The organism is Micromonospora sp. NPDC048947 (genome assembly GCF_040649495.1).
Taxonomy (GTDB): domain Bacteria; phylum Actinomycetota; class Actinomycetes; order Mycobacteriales; family Micromonosporaceae; genus Micromonospora; species Micromonospora alfalfae.
This window is the reverse complement of sequence record NZ_JBEZFO010000013.1, coordinates 165,031-182,947: the sequence shown is the minus strand read 5'-3', so window position 1 is coordinate 182,947 and position 17,917 is coordinate 165,031. Positions and strand designations below refer to the sequence as shown.

The window sequence follows — 17,917 nt, the reverse complement described above, 5'->3', positions numbered from 1 at the left end:
GACCATCCTGCCCTGTGGCCACGGCGCGCGCGACCACCACCCACAGGTCTACGGCCCTAGGGCTCACCCCAGGAGCAATGTCACCTGCGGATCAGCCGAATCACGCAGCGGGCCCGCCGAACACCGGTGGGAGCATCTCGACGCCGAGCTGTTGCAGCAACTGGAACAGCTCGTTGCAGCTCCACACCTCGACGATCCGGCCCGCCGCGTCGAAGCGCAGGAACGTCGCACCCGAATAGCTGACCACCTGCCCGGTCGGCGGCACCGGCCCGAACTGCCCGACATGGGTGCCGGCGGCCCGCCAGTGCACCGCCACCCGCTCACCGGCCGCGACCACGTCGACGATCTTGTAACGGAGGTCCGGGAAGGCCGCCCGGCGCTCACGATGCCAGGCCAACGTCGCCTCCGGCCCGGTGCCGCCCAGCCCCGGGCACTCCTCGGCGACCAGCTCGTACGCCGACTCCTCCTGGCGGGCATTCCACACATCGGCGATGAACCGCCGGGCCGCCGCCTCCACGTCCGTCATGCCGGCAGGGTAACCGGGACCACGGTGCGCCGTAGATCCGCGAGGATTGGGTAGAGACACTGACCAGACCAGGAGGGCGACGTGGGCGAGGAAAAAGGCGGCAAGTACGTCGAGCCGGGCGGCGAGTTCACCCGCGACCAGCGGTACATCGCCACCCGGATCACCGAGGACGGGCGCGACGGATATCCGGTCGAGCCGGGCCGGTACCGGTTGGCGGTCAGCCGGGCCTGCCCGTGGGCCAACCGACTGATCATCGTGCGGCGGTTGCTCGGCCTGGAGGACGCCATCTCGATGGCGGTGGCCGGCCCGACCCACGACGCCCGGAGCTGGACCTTCGACCTCGACCCGGACGGCCGGGACCCGGTGCTCGGCATCGAGCGCATCCAGGAGGCGTACTTCAAGCGCTTCCCCGGCTACGAGCGCGGCATCACAGTGCCGGCGATCGTGGACGTGCCGACCGGGCAGGTGGTGACCAACGACTACGCGCAGATGAGCCTTGACCTGTCCACGCAGTGGAGGGCGTACCACCGCGAGGGCGCCCCACAGCTCTACCCCGAGCACCTGCGGGAACAGATCGACGAGGTCAATGCCGTGGTGTTCCGGGACGTCAACAACGGCGTCTACCGGTGCGGGTTCGCCGGCAACCAGGAGGCCTACGACAAGGCGTACCACCAGCTCTTCGACCGGCTGGACTGGCTCACCGAGCGGTTGACCGACCAGCGCTACCTGGTCGGCGACACCATCACCGAGGCCGACGTGCGACTGTTCACCACCCTGGTCCGCTTCGATCCCGTCTACCACGGCCACTTCAAGTGCAACAGGCAGAAGCTGAGCGAGATGCCGGTGCTGTGGGCGTACGCCCGGGACCTGTTCCAGACCCCCGGGTTCGGCGACACCATCGACTTCGACCACATCAAGCGGCACTACTACGAGGTGCACCGCGACATCAACCCGACCGGGATCGTTCCGCTCGGCCCCGACCTGTCCAACTGGCTCACCCCACACGGTCGGGAAGCGCTGGGTGGCCGCCCCTTCGGCGACGGCACCCCGCCCCCACCGCCGGTCGAACCAGTCAACCCCGAACACACCCCGCTGCCCTAAACGAACACCCCCGCCCGCCCCGCGCCCGTGCTTTCACCCGTCCGCTCCGCCGATCTTGCAGTTTCGGTTGCCGATTCGAGCGCTATGCCCCTTTTGTCGGCACAGTAAGTGCAAGATCGCGGGTCGGCGACCTCCCGACCCCGTCGATCAAGGAGTTGTGGTGCCTGAATTACGAGTGTCCGGGTGATTTGTCACCCACCACAACTCCTTGATCGACGCGGCGGGGCGCGGCGGGCCGGGCGGGGGCGGGCTGCGGGGCGGGGCGGGGGCGGGGCGCGGCGGGGCCGGGCGGGCGCGGGGCGGGGCTGGGCGGGGCGGGGTTGGGTTACAGGGCTATGCGGACGGCTGCGGTTAGGACCAGTTGAGCGAGGGATGCGGGTACAAGGACCAGCCAGCAGAGGCGTTGGAGTTGGTCCTCGCGCAGCCGGGGGTAGGAAACCCGGAGCCAGATGATCACGAAGGACACCGCGAAGATCTTGAGCAGCGTCCAGAGCCAGCCCAACTGGTCGTCGGCGAACGGGCCCTGCCAACCACCCAGGAACAGCACAGTGGTCAGCGCGGCGATCACCACGATGCCGACGTACTCGGCCAGCAGGAAGAACGCGAACCGCAGACCGGTGTACTCGGTCATGTAACCGAAGACCAGCTCCGAGTCGGCCACCGGCATGTCGAACGGTGGCCGACGGATCTCGGCCAGCCCGGCGACGAAGAAAATGATCATCGCGGGCGCCTGCCAGAGCAGCCACCACGGCTGCCACGCCTCGACGATGCCCGACAGGCTGAGCGTGCCGGCCGCCATCGCCACCGACGCGGCGGCCAGCACCAGCGGCAGCTCGTAACCGAGCAACTGGGCCGCCCCGCGCAACCCGCCCAGCAGGCTGTACTTGTTGGCCGACGCCCACGCCGACATCAGCACCGCCACCACCCCGACGCCGACCACGGCCAGCACGAAGAAGAGGCCGATGTCCAACGGTTGCCCGACCAGGTCGTTCGGACCGAGCGGAATGACGAGCAACACCAGCAGGTAGGGCACCAGGGCCACCGCCGGCGCCAACCGGAACACCGCCCGGTCCGCCTCGCGCGGAGTGATGTCCTCCTTCTGCACGAACTTGACCCCGTCGGCCACGAGCTGCGCCCAACCGTGGAAGCCGCCCGCGTACATCGGGCCGAGCCGACCCTGCATGTGCGCCATCACCTTGTGTTCGGCCTGGCCGACAAGCAACGGCAGGGTGAGGAACGCGACCACCACGCCGCCGATCCGGAGCACCAACTCCACCCAGAGCGGCATCAGGCCGTACCCCCGTCGTGGTCGCTCCGGTCGTCGCGGCCCGGCGGGTCCGCGATCGGCTCGCCACCCGACGCGGCCGAGCCCTCGCCGGGCCTGCCCGGTGCAGCCGAGCCTGGCGCGATCTGGTCGGCCCCGTCGACGCCGGGCACGGTCTCGGAGGCCGGACCAACAGCGGACACGGTCTCGGCAGCCGGGCCAACGCCGGACACGGTCTCGGTGGCCGGGCCAACGCCGGGCACGGTCTCGGTGGCCGGGCCAACGCCGGGCACGGTCTCGGTGGCCGGGCCCGCGCCGGGTTGGTCAGGTGCGGCCGAGCCTGCGTCGGGCGCAGGCTGGTCGGCAGAGGTCGGGCCGTCGGTGGCGCCGGCCGGTCGGGGAGTACGCGCCGGACGGGCCCCCGGGGCGGGCCGGGCCGGACGCTCACGGGCCGGCCTGGCCGGGGTGCCGCCACGCGGGCCCTCCCCCACCCCACCGGCGCCGGCCGGGGTGGGCGTGGGACCCCACTCGCCCGGAGCGGGAACGCCCGGTGGGCGGATCGGTCGACGTCCGCCGCCGGCCTCGGACTCGCCCGGTTCCTTCGCGCCCGGCCAGGGCTTGGCCACCCGGGAAGCCAGCACGAACTCCTTACGCAGCGGGTGACCCTCGAACTCCGGTGGCAGCAGCAGCGGCAGCAGTTCCCCGTGCCCGGCGAAGTCGATGCCGAACATCTCGTGCGTCTCCCGCTCGTGCCAGGCGGCACCGGGGTAGACGTCGACCACCGAGGCGACAGTGGGCGCGCCGCGCGGCAACCGGGTACGCAGCAGCAGGCCGTGACGCAGTCGCGTCGACCAGAGGTGCGCCACCACGTCGAAGCCCTCGGCCAACTCGTCGACGGCGGAGAGCCAGTCGAAGAAGTCGCAGGCCAGCTCGGTGTCGTCGCGGGCGGCGGAAACCGCCGTCAGCCAACTCGCGGGTGGCACGTCGACTGTGGCCCGAGCGAAACGTTGCCCGCCGGAGACCGACGGGGTCGCCTCGACCGGCGCGAGCAGCGCGACCAGTCGAGCGCCGACCTCTTCGGGAGTCATGCCGCTGATCCTAGTGCCGGCCGGGCCCGCACCCGGCCGCCGCCGATGCCCAGCGATCTGCCGGCTTTGGGCGCGGCGCACGCCCCGGCGGGGAAAGATGAGGGCGTGCGCGCTGTGACGGTAAGACCAGGGGTCGCCAACTCGCTGAGCCTCGTCGAGGATCAGCCGGAGCCGGCTGCCGAGGAGGGCTCTGTCCTGGTCGAGGCGTTGGCGGTGGGGATCTGCGGCACCGACCACGAGATCATCGCCGGGGAGTATGGCGAGGCGCCGCCGGGTGCCGACCGCCTGGTCATCGGGCACGAGTCACTGGGCCGGGTGATCGAGGACTCCAGCGGCACCCTGCAACCCGGTGACCTGGTGGCGGGGATCGTCCGGTACCCCGACCCGGTGCCCTGCTCGAACTGCGCTGTGGGCGAGTGGGACATGTGCCGCAACGGTCGGTACACCGAGCACGGCATCAAGGGACTGGCCGGGTTCGCCAGGGACCGCTGGCGGGTCGAGCCGCGGTTCGCTGTCGCGCTCGACCCGACGCTGGCCCAGGTGGGCGTGCTGTTGGAGCCGACAAGTGTGGTGGCGAAGGCGTGGGACCACATCGAGCGGATCGGGCACCGGGCCGAGTGGCAGCCGCAGACCGTCCTGGTGACCGGGGCCGGGCCGATCGGCCTGCTGGCCGCGTTGCTCGGCACCCAGCGTGGGCTCACCGTCCACGTGCTGGACCGGAACACCGAGGGGCCGAAGCCGGAGCTGGTCGCCGGGCTCGGCGCCACCTACCACACGGTGCCGGTCAACGACCTGCCCTTCGAGCCGGACGTGGTGATCGAGTGCACCGGCGCTCCCACAGTGGTCCTCGACGTCATGTGCAAGGCGGCCCCCACCGGGATCGTCTGCCTGGCCGGGGTGTCCAGCGGTGGCCGGAGCATCGACTTCGACGCCGGGGCGCTGAATCGGGCGCTGGTGCTGGAGAACAACGTGGTGTTCGGCTCGGTGAACGCCAACCGACGACACTGGAACATGGCCGCGCAGGCGCTCGCCCGCGCCGACCAAATCTGGCTCGAGTCGCTGATCACCCGACGGGTGCCGGTGAACAGGTACGCCGACGCGTACACGCCCGGACCGGACGACATCAAGGTGGTGCTGGAATTCGCGTCCTGAGCGACGCCGCGCCCGATCAGATGCCCGGCAGCCGACCGTTGCGGAACAGGTCGACGAAGAGCTGATGGTCCTGGCGGGCGCGCACCCCGTACGCGTGCGCGAAATCCACCAGGTGGTCGACGAATCCCGACTCGTCGGCGTCCACCGCCGCGACGATCGCCTCTTCGGTGGAGTAGTCCACCAGGTCGTGGCTTGACTCATCGTCGGCTACCGAGTGCATCCGGGCCACCGCCCGGCCAAGGTCGACGAGAACTCCGGTCAGCTCCTCCGGCTCGTTCACGTCCGACCAGTCCAGATCGGCGGCGTACGGGGAGACCTCGGCGACCAGCTGACCGGCCCCGTTCAGCTCGGTGAAGCCCAGCCACGGGTCGGCGTGCGCCTGCAACGCCCGCTGCGACTCGGCGGTCCGGTGCCCCTGGTGTTGGAAGTAGCCGCGGACCGTCTCGTCGGTGACGTACCGCGCCACGGCCGGCACCTGCGCCTGCTTCATGTAGATGACGACGTCGTTCTCCAACGCCTGGGTGTGCCCCTCCAGCAGCAGGTTGTACGACGGCAGCCCGGCCGAGCCGATGCCCACCCCCTTGCGCAGCACCACGTCCTTGATCCGGGCCGCCACCGGGCGCAGCTGCGTCGACGCGGTTGGCAGGGTGCCCAGGTAGTCCTGGAAGGCGGTGCTGACCAGGTCCCGGGTGGCGTCGTCGATCTCGAAGACCCCGTCGCCGATGGAGAAACGTCGCTCGTAGTTGTCAATTGTGGTCTGCGCGGCGAGCAGGTCCACGCGGGTGTTGAGCCGGGCCCGTTGGAGCACCCGGCGCAGCACCCCGTCGGCGTTGTCCAGGGTGATCGAGCCGATCGCGTCGTCGCCACCGGCAGCGATGGCCCGTAGCTCGGTCAGGTACGACCGGGCGAACCCGGCCACCAGCTCCCCGATCGCCGTGTCGGAGAGCGCCTTGCCGTAGCCGAGCAGCGCCACGCTGGCCGCGAGCCGGCGCAGGTCCCAGGTGAACGGCCCGACGTACGCCTCGTCGAAGTCGTTGACGTTGAACACGAGCTGCCCGGAGGCGTTCATGTAGGTGCCGAAGTTCTCCGCGTGCAGGTCGCCGTGGATCCACACCCGGCTGGTCTGCTCGTCGGAGAACCGGTCGTCGGCGAAGTCGCCGAGCTGGTCGGCGTAGAACAGCGCGGCGCTGCCCCGGTAGAAGGCGAACGGCGACGCCGCCATCTTGCGGAACTTGCGGCGGAAGGCGGCCGGGTCGATCGCCATCGACGCGCCGAACTCGTCGGTGAGCACATCGACGATGTGGGTGGACCGCTGGTCCGCTGAGCTGCTCATAGTGCGCAGGCTAGTGCGGCGGGTCCACAACAGGGTGGTGACTCACGCTGTCAGGTCGCGGTGGGTGGGCGTACCGGCGGAGCGGTGAGCGAGTCGACCGAGCGCGGGGCGGCGGCCTCGCGGGGCGGAGCGTCCAACGGCGCGGCCAACACGTCCCGTTGCGGCACACCCCCGATGCCGGACTGCTCGGCGGCGATCTTCTCCTGCAGGCGCAGGATGCCGTGCAGCAGCGCCTCCGGCCGGGGCGGGCAGCCGGGCACGTACACGTCGACCGGGATGAGCTGGTCGACGCCCTTGGTCACCGAGTACGAATCCCAGTAGGGGCCGCCACAGTTGGAGCAGGCGCCGAACGAGATGACGTACTTCGGCTCGGGCATCTGATCGTAGAGCCGCTTGATCGCCGGGGCCATCTTGTCGGTCACGGTGCCGGAGACCACCATCAGGTCGGCCTGGCGGGGGCCGTGGGCGAACGGGATCACGCCGAGGCGGATGAAGTCGTGCCGTCCCATGCTGGTGGCGATGAACTCGATGGCACAGCAGGCCAGACCGAAGTTGAAAACCCAGAGCGAGTAGCGACGGCCCCAGTTCAGCACAAACCGGATCGGCTCCCCGAGCACTGCCGGTAGCTGCACGACCGCCCCCTCTCCTCACCGACAGTGAATCACAGACGACGTCCGTGCGGTCCGGCGGTGATCGGCGCGAGGGGTCCACCAACTGTCCCGGAGCCGACAAGGATCGGCAGCGACTGACGCGCAACCTACTGGCGCGCTCGCTTGTGTGACCGGTGCTGGCGAACACACCGCCCGCAGCCGCCACGGGGAGGACGAGTGCTTGTGACACGAGATGTGCGGGAGGGCGGACGCCCGCCGGACCTGCCGGGAGGCGCAACCTCCACACCAGCGGAGCTGGTCTTCGACGACTTCTACCACGCCCACTTCCGTGGGCTGGTGGTGCAGTTGACCGCGTACACGGGTGACCGTGGGCAGGCGCAGGAACTGGTTCAGGAGGCGTTCTGTCGGGCGTACGCCCGCTGGGACCAGCTCGTCGGTTACCAGGACCCGCTGGCCTGGGTCCGTCGGGTCGCCTGGAACCTCGGCCACAACCGCTGGCGGCGGCTGCGGACCGCACAACTGTGGCTGCTGCGGCAACGGGAGACACACGTGGCCGAGCCGAACCCTGACCGGGTCGCTGTCGACGCCGCCCTGGCGAAACTGCCGCCGAAGCAGCGGCGGGCCGTCGTGCTGCATTACCTCGCCGACCTGACGGTCGCCGAGATCGCCGCCCAGGAACAGGTAGCCGAGGGGACTGTCAAGTCCTGGCTGCACCGGGGCCGGGCCGCTCTCGCCACACTTCTGCGCGACACAAACGAGGAGGTGCGAGATGTCTGAGCAGGAGGTTCTCGACCTCGCCGAAGAGTTCGCCCGATACCGCCGCAGCGCGCTGCCGGAGGTCGAGGCACCGGGGCCGGCCGCCGTTCGGCGGACGGTACGAGGCCGCAGCCGACGACGGCTGGCTGCCACTGCCACGACGGCGCTCGCCCTGTTCGGCGGGTCGGCCGTCGGGTACGCGGCGATGAGCGGCAATGAGCACCGGCCCGGTCCGGTCGAGCCGACGCCGAGCGTGTCGGTGTCGCCGACGCCACCGCCGAGTTCAACCCCCAGCCCCGCCGGGACCAGTACCAGCCCGACCACGACAGTGCCGGACGGCCGGTTCAGCCGGGCACAGTTGCTGGGGGTGCCTGTGACAGTGCCGGCGTGGCGGGCCGGTCGAGGCTGCCCGACGTCGCAGACCCGGCTTACCGCCGACGCCCGGGAAGGCGCGAACTGGCTCCTGGCGCTCGACCACGGCGACATCGACGGGGACGGCGCGGTGGAGACGGTGGCTCTCGTGCAGTGCGTACTGGGCACCCGCGGGCCGATGCAGGTGGTCGCCTTCGACAGGGACAAGGAAGGAAAGGTGACGACTGTCGGCCGGGTGGTAGCGACCACAATCGACAAGCCGCAGTGGCTGTTCGCGCTGGATGTGGTGGGCGACGGCACGGTCCGCGTTCAGGTCGGTGACATCGCTCCCGGGGGCGGTTGGCCAGCCGAGTGGTCACAGCGGCAGTGGCGGGGCTACCGCTGGAAGGGCGACGCCTTCGCCCAGGTCTCCGGGCCGACGAGCTTCGGCACCAACAAGCACGACGTCAACCTGGTCGTCACCTCGACTGATCTGACGCTGTCCGACGCATCGGACGGCTCCCGGACCGGCACTGTGACGGTACGCATCCGCAACGGAGCCACGGGTCCGGCCGCCTATGTGGCGTTGCGGCTCGGCCTGCCGGCGGCGATCCGCCCGGACGGCGACGGGTGGGCGGCCTGCCGCAACGACCCGGAATCGACCGGTGAGCCGGTCACCTGTGATCTGAACCGGCTCGAAGGGGGCAAGGAACTCCGGCTCACGCTGGGCTTCCGGGTGGCGGCGGGTGCCACCGTCGGAACCGGGAAGGCCGAGGTGGACGTCCGGCCGATGGACGCCAGCTTCGACTTCGTCGAGGAGGTCTACGACCCCGACAACACCGTCGTGATCACGTACCGCTGACCGGCGTCGGTGGCGCGGCGTCGAGCTGCGTGTCCACCTGCGCCATCCGCCCCGGCGGTGGTCCGCGTCCGACCCCGCCTCGCCACTCAGTCCCCCATACGACAGTCGAACCACAGCGTCGAGCTGCAACCCCGAGACCCGTTCGGAGCTTCTAAGGGGGTACGGCACGCCGAGCAGGAGCGCCGACATCGGGAGCACGGGAACGACCCCGATGAGCGAGTGGTACGACCGCCTCGGGTACGGGCCCGACGGCGAACGGGGGAGGGGCAGTGACAGTGATGACGGGAGCCCGTGCCAACGAGCCACCGGGGGCGATTGCCGCGAGGGGCGGGGAGCGCACCACGACTGTGAGCTTCGACGACTTCTACCACGCGCACTTTCGCAACGTGACCAGCCAACTGGGCGCCTACGTGGGCGACCTCTCACAGGCCCAGGACCTCGCGCAGGAGGCGTTCTGCCGGGCCCTGGCCCGGTGGGACCGGCTGGCCCGGTACGACGATCCGGTCGCCTGGGTCCGGCAGGTCGCCTGGAATCTCGCCCGGAGCCGTTGGCGACGGCTCCGGACCGCGCGCGACCACCTGCTCCGGCAGCGGCGGGCCGAGGCCACGATGGCCGGGCCGACGCCCGATCGGGTGGCGATCGACGCCGCGCTGGCCCAACTACCCGCCCACCACCGGCGGGCAGTCATCCTGCACTACCTCGCCGATCTGCCGGTCACTGAGATAGCGAGTCAGGAGGGTGTGGCCGAGGGCACCGTCAAGTCGTGGCTGCACCGCGGCCGGGCAGCGTTGGCGGGGCTGCTCGACGAGGGCACCGAGGGGATGGGCAATGTCTGACGTCGACCCGCGGCTACGGGAACGGTTCGCTGCGTACCGCGCCGAGACGATCTCCCAGATCGCAGGTCCGGGACCTGACCAGGCACGGCGTACCCTTCGTCGGCGTCGGCAGGCGAAGGCTGTGACGGTGGCCGTGACGGCGATCGTCCTGGCGGTCGCACCGATCGTCGCCAACGCCGCCCTGCGAAATGACGGATCGGTTCCGACGCCGGCACAGACCGGCGAGCCGACCACACCGCCGCCGAGTGCCCCCGCACCGCCGCCGTCGACCCCGCTGACGCCCAGCACCACCACGACCACGAGTCCGGCCGCGCCGGACGGCCGGATCAGCCGCGCCCAGCTGCTGGCCGCCCGCGTCGACCTGCCGGCCTGGCCCTCGTACGCGCGGAACTGCGCCACCTCGGACGTTCGGCTGCGGCCGCCGACGCACACCATGGGTGTGCCGGCACTGGAGGACCTGGACCTGGACTACACCGACCTGGACAGCGATGGCGCGACCGAGACGGTCGCCCTGCTCAGCTGTCCGATTGGCGAGGCCTCGGCGAAACAACTCGTGGCGTTCGACCGCGACGGGCACGGTCGGATCGTGACCATGGCCCGGGTCATCGGCACGGCCGAGGGGCTCGACGACATCACGGACGCCGCTGTCACGGAGGACGGGAGGGTGCGGGCCCAGGTGGCCGACATCCAGCCCTGCTGCTCGATGCGGAGTTACTGGGCGCAGAAGCAGTGGCGGACGTACCGCTGGCACGACGGCCGGTTCACCCAGAGCGACGGGCCGAGGTCCTTCGGCACTGACCCTCGGCTGACCGACCTGGTGTTGAGCGGCGGCGACCTCGTACTCGGGCCGGCCGGCACAGACGGGAAGCGTCCGGGCACCCTGACCGTGACCGTGACGAACAAGGGGCCGGTGGACGTGGCGCACGTCGGCTTCGCTGAAATCAACCACATCGGGGCGATGAGCAAGGCCGACTCGTCGATCTGCGTGCCGTGGCGGGGAGGCGACGAGTCGGGGACCACCTGCCGCACAGCCGGCCTGCGGGCCGGGGAGCGCCGGGCGTACACGTTCCACCTGCTCGTCGACCCCACGGCGCTGAGACAGCCCAGCGTCCGGGTGGTGCACTTCGACGACCAGGACCGGCACTGGCAGGACCTGACCTTCAAGAACAACTTCGTGGAGGTACGGCTGACTCCCTGATCCGGCCAACGGACCCGGCGGCCGGAACCGACCGCCGGGCCCGTTGCCGCACTGTCAGCTCGGCGCCCAACTGGGGCGTTGCAGCAGACTGACGAATTCGACAAGCAACCGCTCGCGCAGCGCCGATGGCGCGGCATCGAGCAGGGTGTTCACCAGCGCCATCCGCTCCGGCAGCGGTGCCGCGCCCGACCCCGCCTCGCCGCTCAGGCCCAGCCCGGCGGCCAGGCCGACGATCAGGTCCGGGGTCAGCGCCTCGGGGGTCAGCGCGCCGACAAGGGTGGCCAGCTCGGCGGGCAACCGCACCGGGCCGGCGGCCCTGGCTGCGGCCACCGCCTCGGCCAGGTCCGGCCCGAATTCGGCTACCCGGGGGGCGACGGCGGCGGTCACGGTGAGGTGCACGCTGGCGGGCAGGCCGTCGTACGACAGTTGGGGTTGGGTGTGCCAGCCCCGCGCGGTCAGCTCGTCGACCAGGACGAACAGGTCGGGTCCGCCCTCGGTGGCGGTGAAGCAGACGACTGTCGACTCCGGCTCGGCCATCAGCCGCAAGCCGTCGACGGCCCGGACCGCGTCGGCCAGACCGACGACCGCGTCCCTGGTGATGGCGGCCAGCCGCAGGTAGCCGTCGTCGCCGACGTGCCGCACAGTGGCGTACGCGGCGGCGATCGGGCCGCCCGAGCGGGTGGACGCGATAACCGGATTGATCATGGTGTAGCCGGGCCAGTCGGCGTACGCGAAGTATTGCGGGGCGCGCAGCGTGGCGTCGCGGTGCAGGAGCACCGACACCCCCTTCGGGGCGTACGCGTACTTGTGCAGGTCGACCGAGATGGAAGTGACCCCGGGCACCGCGAAGTCGAACGGTGGCACCGGCTCCCCCAGACGGCGCAGGTACGGCAGGGTCCAGCCGCCGAAGCAGGCGTCCACGTGGCAGCGCACCCCGGCCTCGGCCGCGGCGGCGGCGATCTGCGTGACGGGGTCCACCACCCCGTGCGCGTACGACGGCGCGGAGCAGGCGACCAGCACCGTCTCCGGGCGGATCGCGGTGGCCATCGCGGCTGGGTCGGGGCGAAGCGTCTCCGGGGAGACGGGTACGACGTCCAGCGCCACCCGCAGGTAGTGCGCCGCCTTGGCGAACGCCGCGTGCGCGCTCGACGGCACCACGATCCGGGGTGCGGCGATCTCCGGGTGGGCGTCCCGGGCGGTCTTGACGGCGAGGATCAACGATTCGGTGCCGCCGCTGGTGACGCTGCCGACGACGTCCGGGGCGGTGGTCCCGGGGCCGGCGCCCAGCACCCGGCCGGCGGCGCCGACGAGCGCGTTCTCCATGGCCAGCAGGGACGGGAACGCGGTCGGGTCCAACCCGTTGACGTGCGCGCTCTCCCGGTGGGCTGCGGCGGCCAGCTCGTCCAGCCCGGGCACCGCCGGGTCGTAGACGTACGCGAACAGCCGCCCCCCGTGGGTGGGCGCGTCACTCGCCCGCAGCTCCCGCACCTCGTCAAGAACCCGTTCCGCCGGAACCCCGGTGGCGGAAAGCGCCCCAGCCTCAACCCTGTTCTCGTCGATCATGGAGTCATGGTGCCCTTCTCGTGACGGTCAACGGCTTTCGTCCCCCAGCACAACTCCATGATCGACCCGGTCGCTCTGGGCGGTGAGGGTGTACCTGCGGAGCAGGAGGATCGGAGGGGCGATCAGCAGGGCGGGGATCAGCGTGAAACCGAGGAGGACACCCAGTCTCGCCGTGTCCGACTGGGCAGCCGCGGAGCCGGTGTCGGAGGACACGTAGCCGGAGAGCTGGAGCACCAGTCCGTAGATTCCCGGGCCGAGCGCCAGACCGAAGGTCTCCCCGGCGGTCCACAGCCCGGTGAAGACGCCCGCCTGCCGTCGGCCGGTACGCGCCGTCTCGTGCGCGATGCAGTCCGGCAACATGGCCAGTGCGAAGACCTGCTGCCCGGCGTACCCCACGCCGATCAGCGCCACCACGAGATAGACAGCCACCGCCGGCAGCACCGGCGCGGCGACCAGGGCGAACGCCCCGACGGCGAGGATCAGCGAGGCGACGACCAGCGCGGTGCGCTTGCCCAGCCGGGCACCGATCCGGCTCCAGATCGGCATCACCAGCAGCGCCGGCCCGACGAAGCAGACGAAGAGCAGTGTCGGCCCGCTCTCCTCGTCGCGCAGGATCTGCCCGGCGAAGTAGTTGACCCCGGCCAGGATCGTGGCCACCCCGGCGGACTGCACCACGAAGCAGATCAGCAGTGCCCGGAACGGACGGTTGGCACCGGCCACGGCGAGTTGGGCGCGTAGCGTCGGCTCGCTCTCGCCCACAGTGCCGGTCGGCGCGGACCGGGTGCCCAGGAACGCGCCGAGGGCGCCGAGGGCGATCAGCACCGCCACGAACAGGCCCATCCAGCGGTGCCCGGCCACGCCGTCGCCACCGGCGCTCACCACCAGCGGCGCGACAGCGCCGGAGACAAGGATGGCCAACGCCAGTACCGCGATCCGCCAGGTCATCAACCGGGTGCGCTCGGCGTAGTCGCCTGTCAGCTCCGCCGGCATCGCCACGTACGGCACCTGGAAGAAGGCGAACGCGGTGGCGGTGGCGAGGAAGGCGAAGGCCACGTACGCCACGGCCGCCGGACCGTTACCGAAGGGCGCGGCGAAGATCGACGCGAACAGGACGGCGAGCGCGAGGCCGGCGACGAGCAGGTACGGCCGGCGGGCACCCCACCGCGACCGGGTCCGGTCGGAGATCCGCCCGGCGACCGGGTTGACCAGCACGTCCCATGCCTTTGGCAGCAACACCAGCAGGGCGGCCAGCCCGGCGGCCACGCCCAGGGTGTCGGTCAGGTACGGCAGCAGCAGCAGGCCGGGCACTGTGCCGAACGCTCCGGTCGCCAGTGAACCGAGCGCGTAGCCGGCGTGCACCGAGCGGGGCAGCGAGCCGGTGGCTGATGAGCCGGCGCCCGGCGGCGTTTTCATGGGGCCGAATGTTACTCACGTTTGAACGGCGGTCACATCCCCTCATCAGGCGACCAACCCGCCGCCCCGATGTCCACGCCCTCACCGCGAAGCGGCACTCCCTCGGCCCGCAGTCGGGCCCGGGCCTCGCGCTCGTGACCCGGCGGCAGTCGACCACTCGCGGTCACCACCCGATGCCAGGGCACCGAGCCGCCGTGCCGAGCCATGATGTTGCCGACCAACCGGGCCGAGGCACGTCCGGAACGCTCGGACAGCGCGTCGGCCACCCCGCCGTACGACATGACCCGGCCCTCCGGGATCCGCTCGACCAGGTCGAGCACCGCCTCGACGTACTCGTCTGGAGTCACAATCCGCCACCATATGGGAAGGCCGCCGGGCGGTGCGGCCGTGACCACGCAGAATGGTCGGGTGCGCGACGCAGTCACGACGGCCCGGCGGGTCGTCGTCAAGATCGGATCCTCCTCGTTGACCACCGCCACCGGCGGGTTGGCCGACGAGCGCGTCGACACGCTGGTCGACACCCTCGGTCGGCTCACCGCCGAAGGGCGCGAGGTGGTGCTGGTCTCCTCCGGCGCCATCGCCGCCGGGCTCGCCCCGCTCGGGCTGTCCCGACGCCCGCGCGACCTGGCCACCCAGCAGGCCGCCGCCAGCGTCGGGCAGGGGCTTCTGATCGGCAGGTACGCGGCCAGCTTCGCCCGGCACGGCCGCACCGTCGGGCAGGTGCTGCTCACAGTCGACGACGTGACCCGGCGAGCGCACTACCGCAACGCGTACCGGACGCTACGCAAGCTGCTCGACCTGCGGGCGGTGCCGATCGTCAACGAGAACGACACGGTGGCCACCCAGGAGATCCGGTTCGGCGACAACGATCGGCTGGCCGCCCTGGTGGCCGCGCTGGTGCACGCCGACCTGCTGGTGCTCCTCTCCGACGTGGACGCGCTCTGGACCGGTGACCCCGCCAACCCGCGCTCGACCCGGATCGCCGAGGTGCGCGACGAAGCGGACCTCGCCGGCATCACCATCGGCGGGGCCGGCCGGTCCGGCGTCGGCACCGGTGGCATGGTGACCAAGGTCGAGGCCGCGCGGATCGCCACCGGCTTCGGCATCCCGGTGGTGCTCACCGCCGCCGACCTGGCCACGCCGGCGCTGGCCGGCGAACCGGTCGGCACGCTCTTCCACCCGCAGCGGCGACGCCCGACGGCCCGGCTGTTCTGGCTGGCCCACGCCACCTCACCCCGGGGGCGGCTGCACCTCGACCCGGGCGCGGTCGCCGCCGTCGTCGGGCGGCGCAAGTCGCTGCTCCCGGCCGGCATCACCGCCGTGGACGGCACGTTCACGGCCGGCGACCCGGTGGACCTGGTGGACACCGCCGGCGCATCGGTCGCCCGAGGGCTTGTCAACTACGACGCGGTGGAGCTACCCGGGCTGCTCGGCCGCTCCACGTCCGAACTCGCCGCGGCGCTCGGCCCGGCGTACGAACGAGAGGTCGTCCACCGCGACGACCTGGTGCTGCTGTGAACCGAGGACCTTCCCACACCATTTGAGGAGTGCCGGCATGAGCGTTACCGAGCAGGCGCGACGGGCGAGGGACGCCGCCGCGGAGTTGGCAGTGGCCACGCGTACGGTCAAGGACGCCGCGCTGGTGGCGATGGCCGATGCGCTGGTGGCGCGTACCCCGGAGATCCTGACCGCGAACGAGGCGGACCTGGCGGCTGGCCGTGAGGCCGGGCTGAGCGCGGCAGTGCTGGACCGGCTCGCGCTCGACGCGGGTCGGGTGGCCGGCATCGCCGACGCGCTGCGTGAGATGGCGGCGTTGCCCGACCCGGTCGGCGAGGTGGTCCGCGGGTCCACCCTGCCCAACGGCCTGGAGCTGCGTCAGATCCGGGTGCCGTTCGGGGTGGTCGGCATCATCTACGAGGCGCGGCCCAACGTGACGGTGGACGCCGCCGGGATCTGCCTCAAGTCCGGCAACGCGGCGCTGCTGCGCGGGTCGTCGTCGGCCGCGCACTCGAACGCCGCGCTGGTCGCCGTGCTGCGCGACGCGGTCGCCGGGGCCGGTCTGCCCGCCGACGCGGTGCAGTTGCTCGACGCCAGCTCCCGTGACTCGGTGAAGGAGCTGATGCGCGCCAGGGGTCTCGTCGACGTGCTCATTCCGCGCGGTGGCGCGTCGCTCATCCGGACCGTGGTCGAGGAGTCGACAGTGCCGGTGATCGAAACCGGGGTGGGCAACTGCCACGTCTACGTCGATGCCGCCGCCGACCTGGCGAAGGCCGTGGCGGTGACGCTGAACGCCAAGACGCAACGCCTGTCCACCTGCAACACCGCCGAGTCGCTGCTGGTGCACGCGGGCATCGCCGACGCGTTCCTGCCGTTGGTGCTGGCCGCGTTCGCCGAGGCGGGGGTGACAGTGCACGGCTCTCCCGCTGTGGCCGCCCACTCCGCCGCTGTGGTCCCGGCGACCGAGGAGGACTACGCCACCGAGTACCTGTCAGCCGACATCTCGGTGGCGGTGGTCGACTCGCTGGACGCGGCGGTCGCGCACATCCGCCGCTTCGGCACCGGGCACACCGAGGCGATCGTGACCGACTCGGCGAGCGCGGCCCGCGACTTCGTCGCGAGAGTGGACGCGGCGGCGGTGATGGTGAACGCTTCGACCCGGTTCACCGACGGCGGCGAGTTCGGCTTCGGGGCGGAGATCGGCATCTCCACCCAGAAGCTGCACGCTCGCGGTCCGATGGGCCTGCCCGAGCTGACCAGCACCAAGTACGTCGTCACCGGCGACGGGCACGTGCGCTAAGCCCCGCCCCCCCTGCGGCGATCTTGCACTTTCTGTCCCGACACAAGGGGCATATGGCACACAACGACGACACAAGCTGCAAGATCGACCGGAGGGGCGGAGGGGTTCAGCTCGGCGGCGCCGGGCGGGCCGCCCGGATCGCGGCCAGCGTGGCGTGCACGTCGAACTGGTGGCCGTCCTCGCTCTCCCACCCGCCGTCGCTGCGCTGGGTCTCGGTCAGCCGGCGCAGCGCCCGCACCATGATCCAGTCCTGTGGGTCAACGCCAGCGCGGCGCAACGTGGCAGCCAGCCACGCAACGTCCCCGGGGGGCATCTTCGGCATCCGCTCGGCGAGCACCACCTGGATCCGGGCGGACTCCTGGAACATCTCCTGCCGGTGCAGCACGGCCGCGCTCAGCCAGCCCGCGGCCAGGTACGACGGCCAGGTACCGTCCGGGCGCAGCCGCACGGCGAGCGAGTGGGCAGCCGCCTGCACCACCCCGGCGTACGCCCCACCGACCCGATGGTCGAGCGGACCCGAGGCCCGGGCGTCCAGGCCAGCGACGGTGAGCCAGAAGCCGGCGTTGGCCGTCACGAGGAACCCGGCCTCCGGGTCGCCGGGACGGGCCCACTCCGGAGCCGAGTCGGCCAGCGACGCGTCCTCTTCCCAACCGCCGTCGGCCTGCTGCCGGGACGCCAGCCAGTCCAGGGCGCGGCGGGCGGCGGGACGGCCGAGCCCGCCCAGGTCGTCCAGCTCGACGAGCCGGAAGCAGGTGGCGTCGATCGAGGCGACCTCGCCGCCCCAGGTGGCCGGCCAACCGCCGTCCGGTGACTGGCCGACCTCGGCCGTCTCCAGCAACTCGGAGGGCACGGCGGTGCCGTTGCGGAGCCAGGAGAGACGGGCGCGTTCCACCGCATCCCCATGCGCCACGACGAACCCGATCGCGGCTTCCAAGTCGACCACGGCGGAGACGCTACCTGCGCAGACGCGATGCCGCCTCGGAGAATCGGCCAGCCCGGAATGGCTGCGTCGCTCCGGCGGGACGGCCGCTCGGCGTCATCTGCGTCGATTTGCCGGGGCGGTCGC

General features: G+C 71.6%; 16 protein-coding genes and 1 pseudogene. 8 read left to right on the top strand and 9 right to left on the bottom strand.

Features of this window, described 5'->3' with window-relative positions:
• Positions 1-100: 100 nt before the first annotated feature.
• The gene (locus AB0B98_RS20180) at positions 101-526 is read right to left on the bottom strand and encodes an ester cyclase (protein ID WP_357364440.1); all 426 of its coding nucleotides are present in this window, start codon (positions 524-526) and stop codon (positions 101-103) included.
• Positions 527-607: 81 nt separating this feature from the next.
• Here AB0B98_RS20180 and AB0B98_RS20175 point away from each other — a divergent pair, with 81 nt between their 5' ends.
• Complete coding sequence (locus AB0B98_RS20175; protein WP_357364438.1) at positions 608-1,627, top strand: glutathione S-transferase C-terminal domain-containing protein; 1,020 nt, start codon at positions 608-610, stop codon at positions 1,625-1,627.
• 325 nt (positions 1,628-1,952) lie between these two features.
• Here the strand turns inward: AB0B98_RS20175 and AB0B98_RS20170 are convergent, their stop codons facing one another.
• Together AB0B98_RS20170 and AB0B98_RS20165 are read right to left on the bottom strand one after the other, a co-directional pair.
• Positions 1,953-2,915 (bottom strand): complex I subunit 1 family protein, encoded by a 963-nt coding sequence (locus AB0B98_RS20170; protein WP_030329816.1) that lies wholly within the window; start codon positions 2,913-2,915, stop codon positions 1,953-1,955.
• Positions 2,916-3,400: 485 nt separating this feature from the next.
• Positions 3,401-3,979, bottom strand: a pseudogene (locus tag AB0B98_RS20165) (NADH-quinone oxidoreductase subunit C); the annotation flags it as partial.
• A 105-nt stretch (positions 3,980-4,084) separates the two neighbouring features.
• Between AB0B98_RS20165 and AB0B98_RS20160 the strand changes: the two are divergent.
• Positions 4,085-5,131 (top strand): glucose 1-dehydrogenase, encoded by a 1,047-nt coding sequence (locus tag AB0B98_RS20160; RefSeq protein WP_357364436.1) that lies wholly within the window; start codon positions 4,085-4,087, stop codon positions 5,129-5,131.
• Positions 5,132-5,147: 16 nt separating this feature from the next.
• On the opposite strand, the gene AB0B98_RS20155 is transcribed toward AB0B98_RS20160, so the two are convergent.
• Positions 5,148-6,464 carry a DUF2252 domain-containing protein gene (locus AB0B98_RS20155; RefSeq protein WP_357364434.1) on the bottom strand — a complete coding sequence of 439 codons (1,317 nt, stop codon included), beginning with the start codon at positions 6,462-6,464 and terminating at the stop codon, positions 5,148-5,150.
• Between the two features lie 50 nt (positions 6,465-6,514).
• Positions 6,515-7,096: an NADH-quinone oxidoreductase subunit B gene (locus AB0B98_RS20150; RefSeq protein ID WP_112620697.1), complete on the bottom strand. Its 582-nt coding sequence runs from the start codon at positions 7,094-7,096 to the stop codon at positions 6,515-6,517.
• Positions 7,097-7,336: 240 nt separating this feature from the next.
• On the opposite strand from AB0B98_RS20150, the gene AB0B98_RS20145 reads away from it, so the two are divergent.
• From AB0B98_RS20145 to AB0B98_RS20130, 4 genes are all read left to right on the top strand, one after another.
• Positions 7,337-7,852, top strand: a complete 516-nt coding sequence (locus AB0B98_RS20145; RefSeq protein ID WP_238667154.1) for a SigE family RNA polymerase sigma factor — start codon at positions 7,337-7,339, stop codon at positions 7,850-7,852.
• Positions 7,845-9,044: a hypothetical protein gene (locus AB0B98_RS20140; protein WP_357364432.1), complete on the top strand. Its 1,200-nt coding sequence runs from the start codon at positions 7,845-7,847 to the stop codon at positions 9,042-9,044. Before AB0B98_RS20145 ends, AB0B98_RS20140 begins: the two co-directional genes overlap by 8 nt.
• Positions 9,045-9,313: 269 nt before the next feature.
• Positions 9,314-9,880, top strand: coding sequence for a SigE family RNA polymerase sigma factor (locus tag AB0B98_RS20135; protein WP_357364430.1), 567 nt, complete (start codon positions 9,314-9,316; stop codon positions 9,878-9,880).
• Complete coding sequence (locus tag AB0B98_RS20130) at positions 9,873-11,078, top strand: hypothetical protein (protein ID WP_357364428.1); 1,206 nt, start codon at positions 9,873-9,875, stop codon at positions 11,076-11,078. The genes AB0B98_RS20135 and AB0B98_RS20130 overlap by 8 nt, the downstream gene beginning before the upstream one ends.
• A gap of 54 nt (positions 11,079-11,132) precedes the next feature.
• On the opposite strand, the gene AB0B98_RS20125 is transcribed toward AB0B98_RS20130, so the two are convergent.
• The 3 genes from AB0B98_RS20125 to AB0B98_RS20115 are packed head-to-tail and all read right to left on the bottom strand — an operon-like array spanning position 11,133 to position 14,401.
• Positions 11,133-12,641 (bottom strand): aminotransferase class V-fold PLP-dependent enzyme, encoded by a 1,509-nt coding sequence (locus AB0B98_RS20125; RefSeq protein WP_357364426.1) that lies wholly within the window; start codon positions 12,639-12,641, stop codon positions 11,133-11,135.
• Positions 12,642-12,668: 27 nt separating this feature from the next.
• The gene (locus AB0B98_RS20120) at positions 12,669-14,054 is read right to left on the bottom strand and encodes an MFS transporter (RefSeq protein WP_238666877.1); all 1,386 of its coding nucleotides are present in this window, start codon (positions 14,052-14,054) and stop codon (positions 12,669-12,671) included.
• Positions 14,055-14,086: 32 nt separating this feature from the next.
• Complete coding sequence (locus AB0B98_RS20115; protein WP_238666878.1) at positions 14,087-14,401, bottom strand: MGMT family protein; 315 nt, start codon at positions 14,399-14,401, stop codon at positions 14,087-14,089.
• Between the two features lie 61 nt (positions 14,402-14,462).
• Here AB0B98_RS20115 and proB point away from each other — a divergent pair, with 61 nt between their 5' ends.
• Entirely contained in the window at positions 14,463-15,572 is a 1,110-nt protein-coding gene (gene proB / locus AB0B98_RS20110; protein ID WP_357364424.1) for a glutamate 5-kinase, read from the top strand.
• A gap of 37 nt (positions 15,573-15,609) precedes the next feature.
• Complete coding sequence (locus AB0B98_RS20105) at positions 15,610-16,851, top strand: glutamate-5-semialdehyde dehydrogenase (protein WP_357364422.1); 1,242 nt, start codon at positions 15,610-15,612, stop codon at positions 16,849-16,851.
• Between the two features lie 106 nt (positions 16,852-16,957).
• Here AB0B98_RS20105 and AB0B98_RS20100 read toward each other — a convergent pair whose 3' ends face one another.
• On the bottom strand, positions 16,958-17,845 hold the full coding sequence (locus AB0B98_RS20100; RefSeq protein ID WP_357364485.1) for a prenyltransferase/squalene oxidase repeat-containing protein: 888 nt from the start codon (positions 17,843-17,845) through the stop codon (positions 16,958-16,960).
• Positions 17,846-17,917 lie beyond the last annotated feature (72 nt).

Excerpts from the sequence above, each read along its gene's own strand:
- AB0B98_RS20120 (WP_238666877.1), bottom strand. The coding sequence starts at position 14,054 with ATGAAAACGCCGCCGGGCGCCGGCTCATCAGCCACCGGCTCGCTGCCC.
- AB0B98_RS20130 (WP_357364428.1), top strand. The coding sequence starts at position 9,873 with ATGTCTGACGTCGACCCGCGGCTACGGGAACGGTTCGCTGCGTACCGC.
- AB0B98_RS20155 (WP_357364434.1), bottom strand. The coding sequence starts at position 6,464 with ATGAGCAGCTCAGCGGACCAGCGGTCCACCCACATCGTCGATGTGCTC.
- AB0B98_RS20140 (WP_357364432.1), top strand. The coding sequence starts at position 7,845 with ATGTCTGAGCAGGAGGTTCTCGACCTCGCCGAAGAGTTCGCCCGATAC.
- AB0B98_RS20105 (WP_357364422.1), top strand. The coding sequence starts at position 15,610 with ATGAGCGTTACCGAGCAGGCGCGACGGGCGAGGGACGCCGCCGCGGAG.
- AB0B98_RS20180 (WP_357364440.1), bottom strand. The coding sequence starts at position 526 with ATGACGGACGTGGAGGCGGCGGCCCGGCGGTTCATCGCCGATGTGTGG.
- AB0B98_RS20125 (WP_357364426.1), bottom strand. The coding sequence starts at position 12,641 with ATGATCGACGAGAACAGGGTTGAGGCTGGGGCGCTTTCCGCCACCGGG.
- AB0B98_RS20170 (WP_030329816.1), bottom strand. The coding sequence starts at position 2,915 with ATGCCGCTCTGGGTGGAGTTGGTGCTCCGGATCGGCGGCGTGGTGGTC.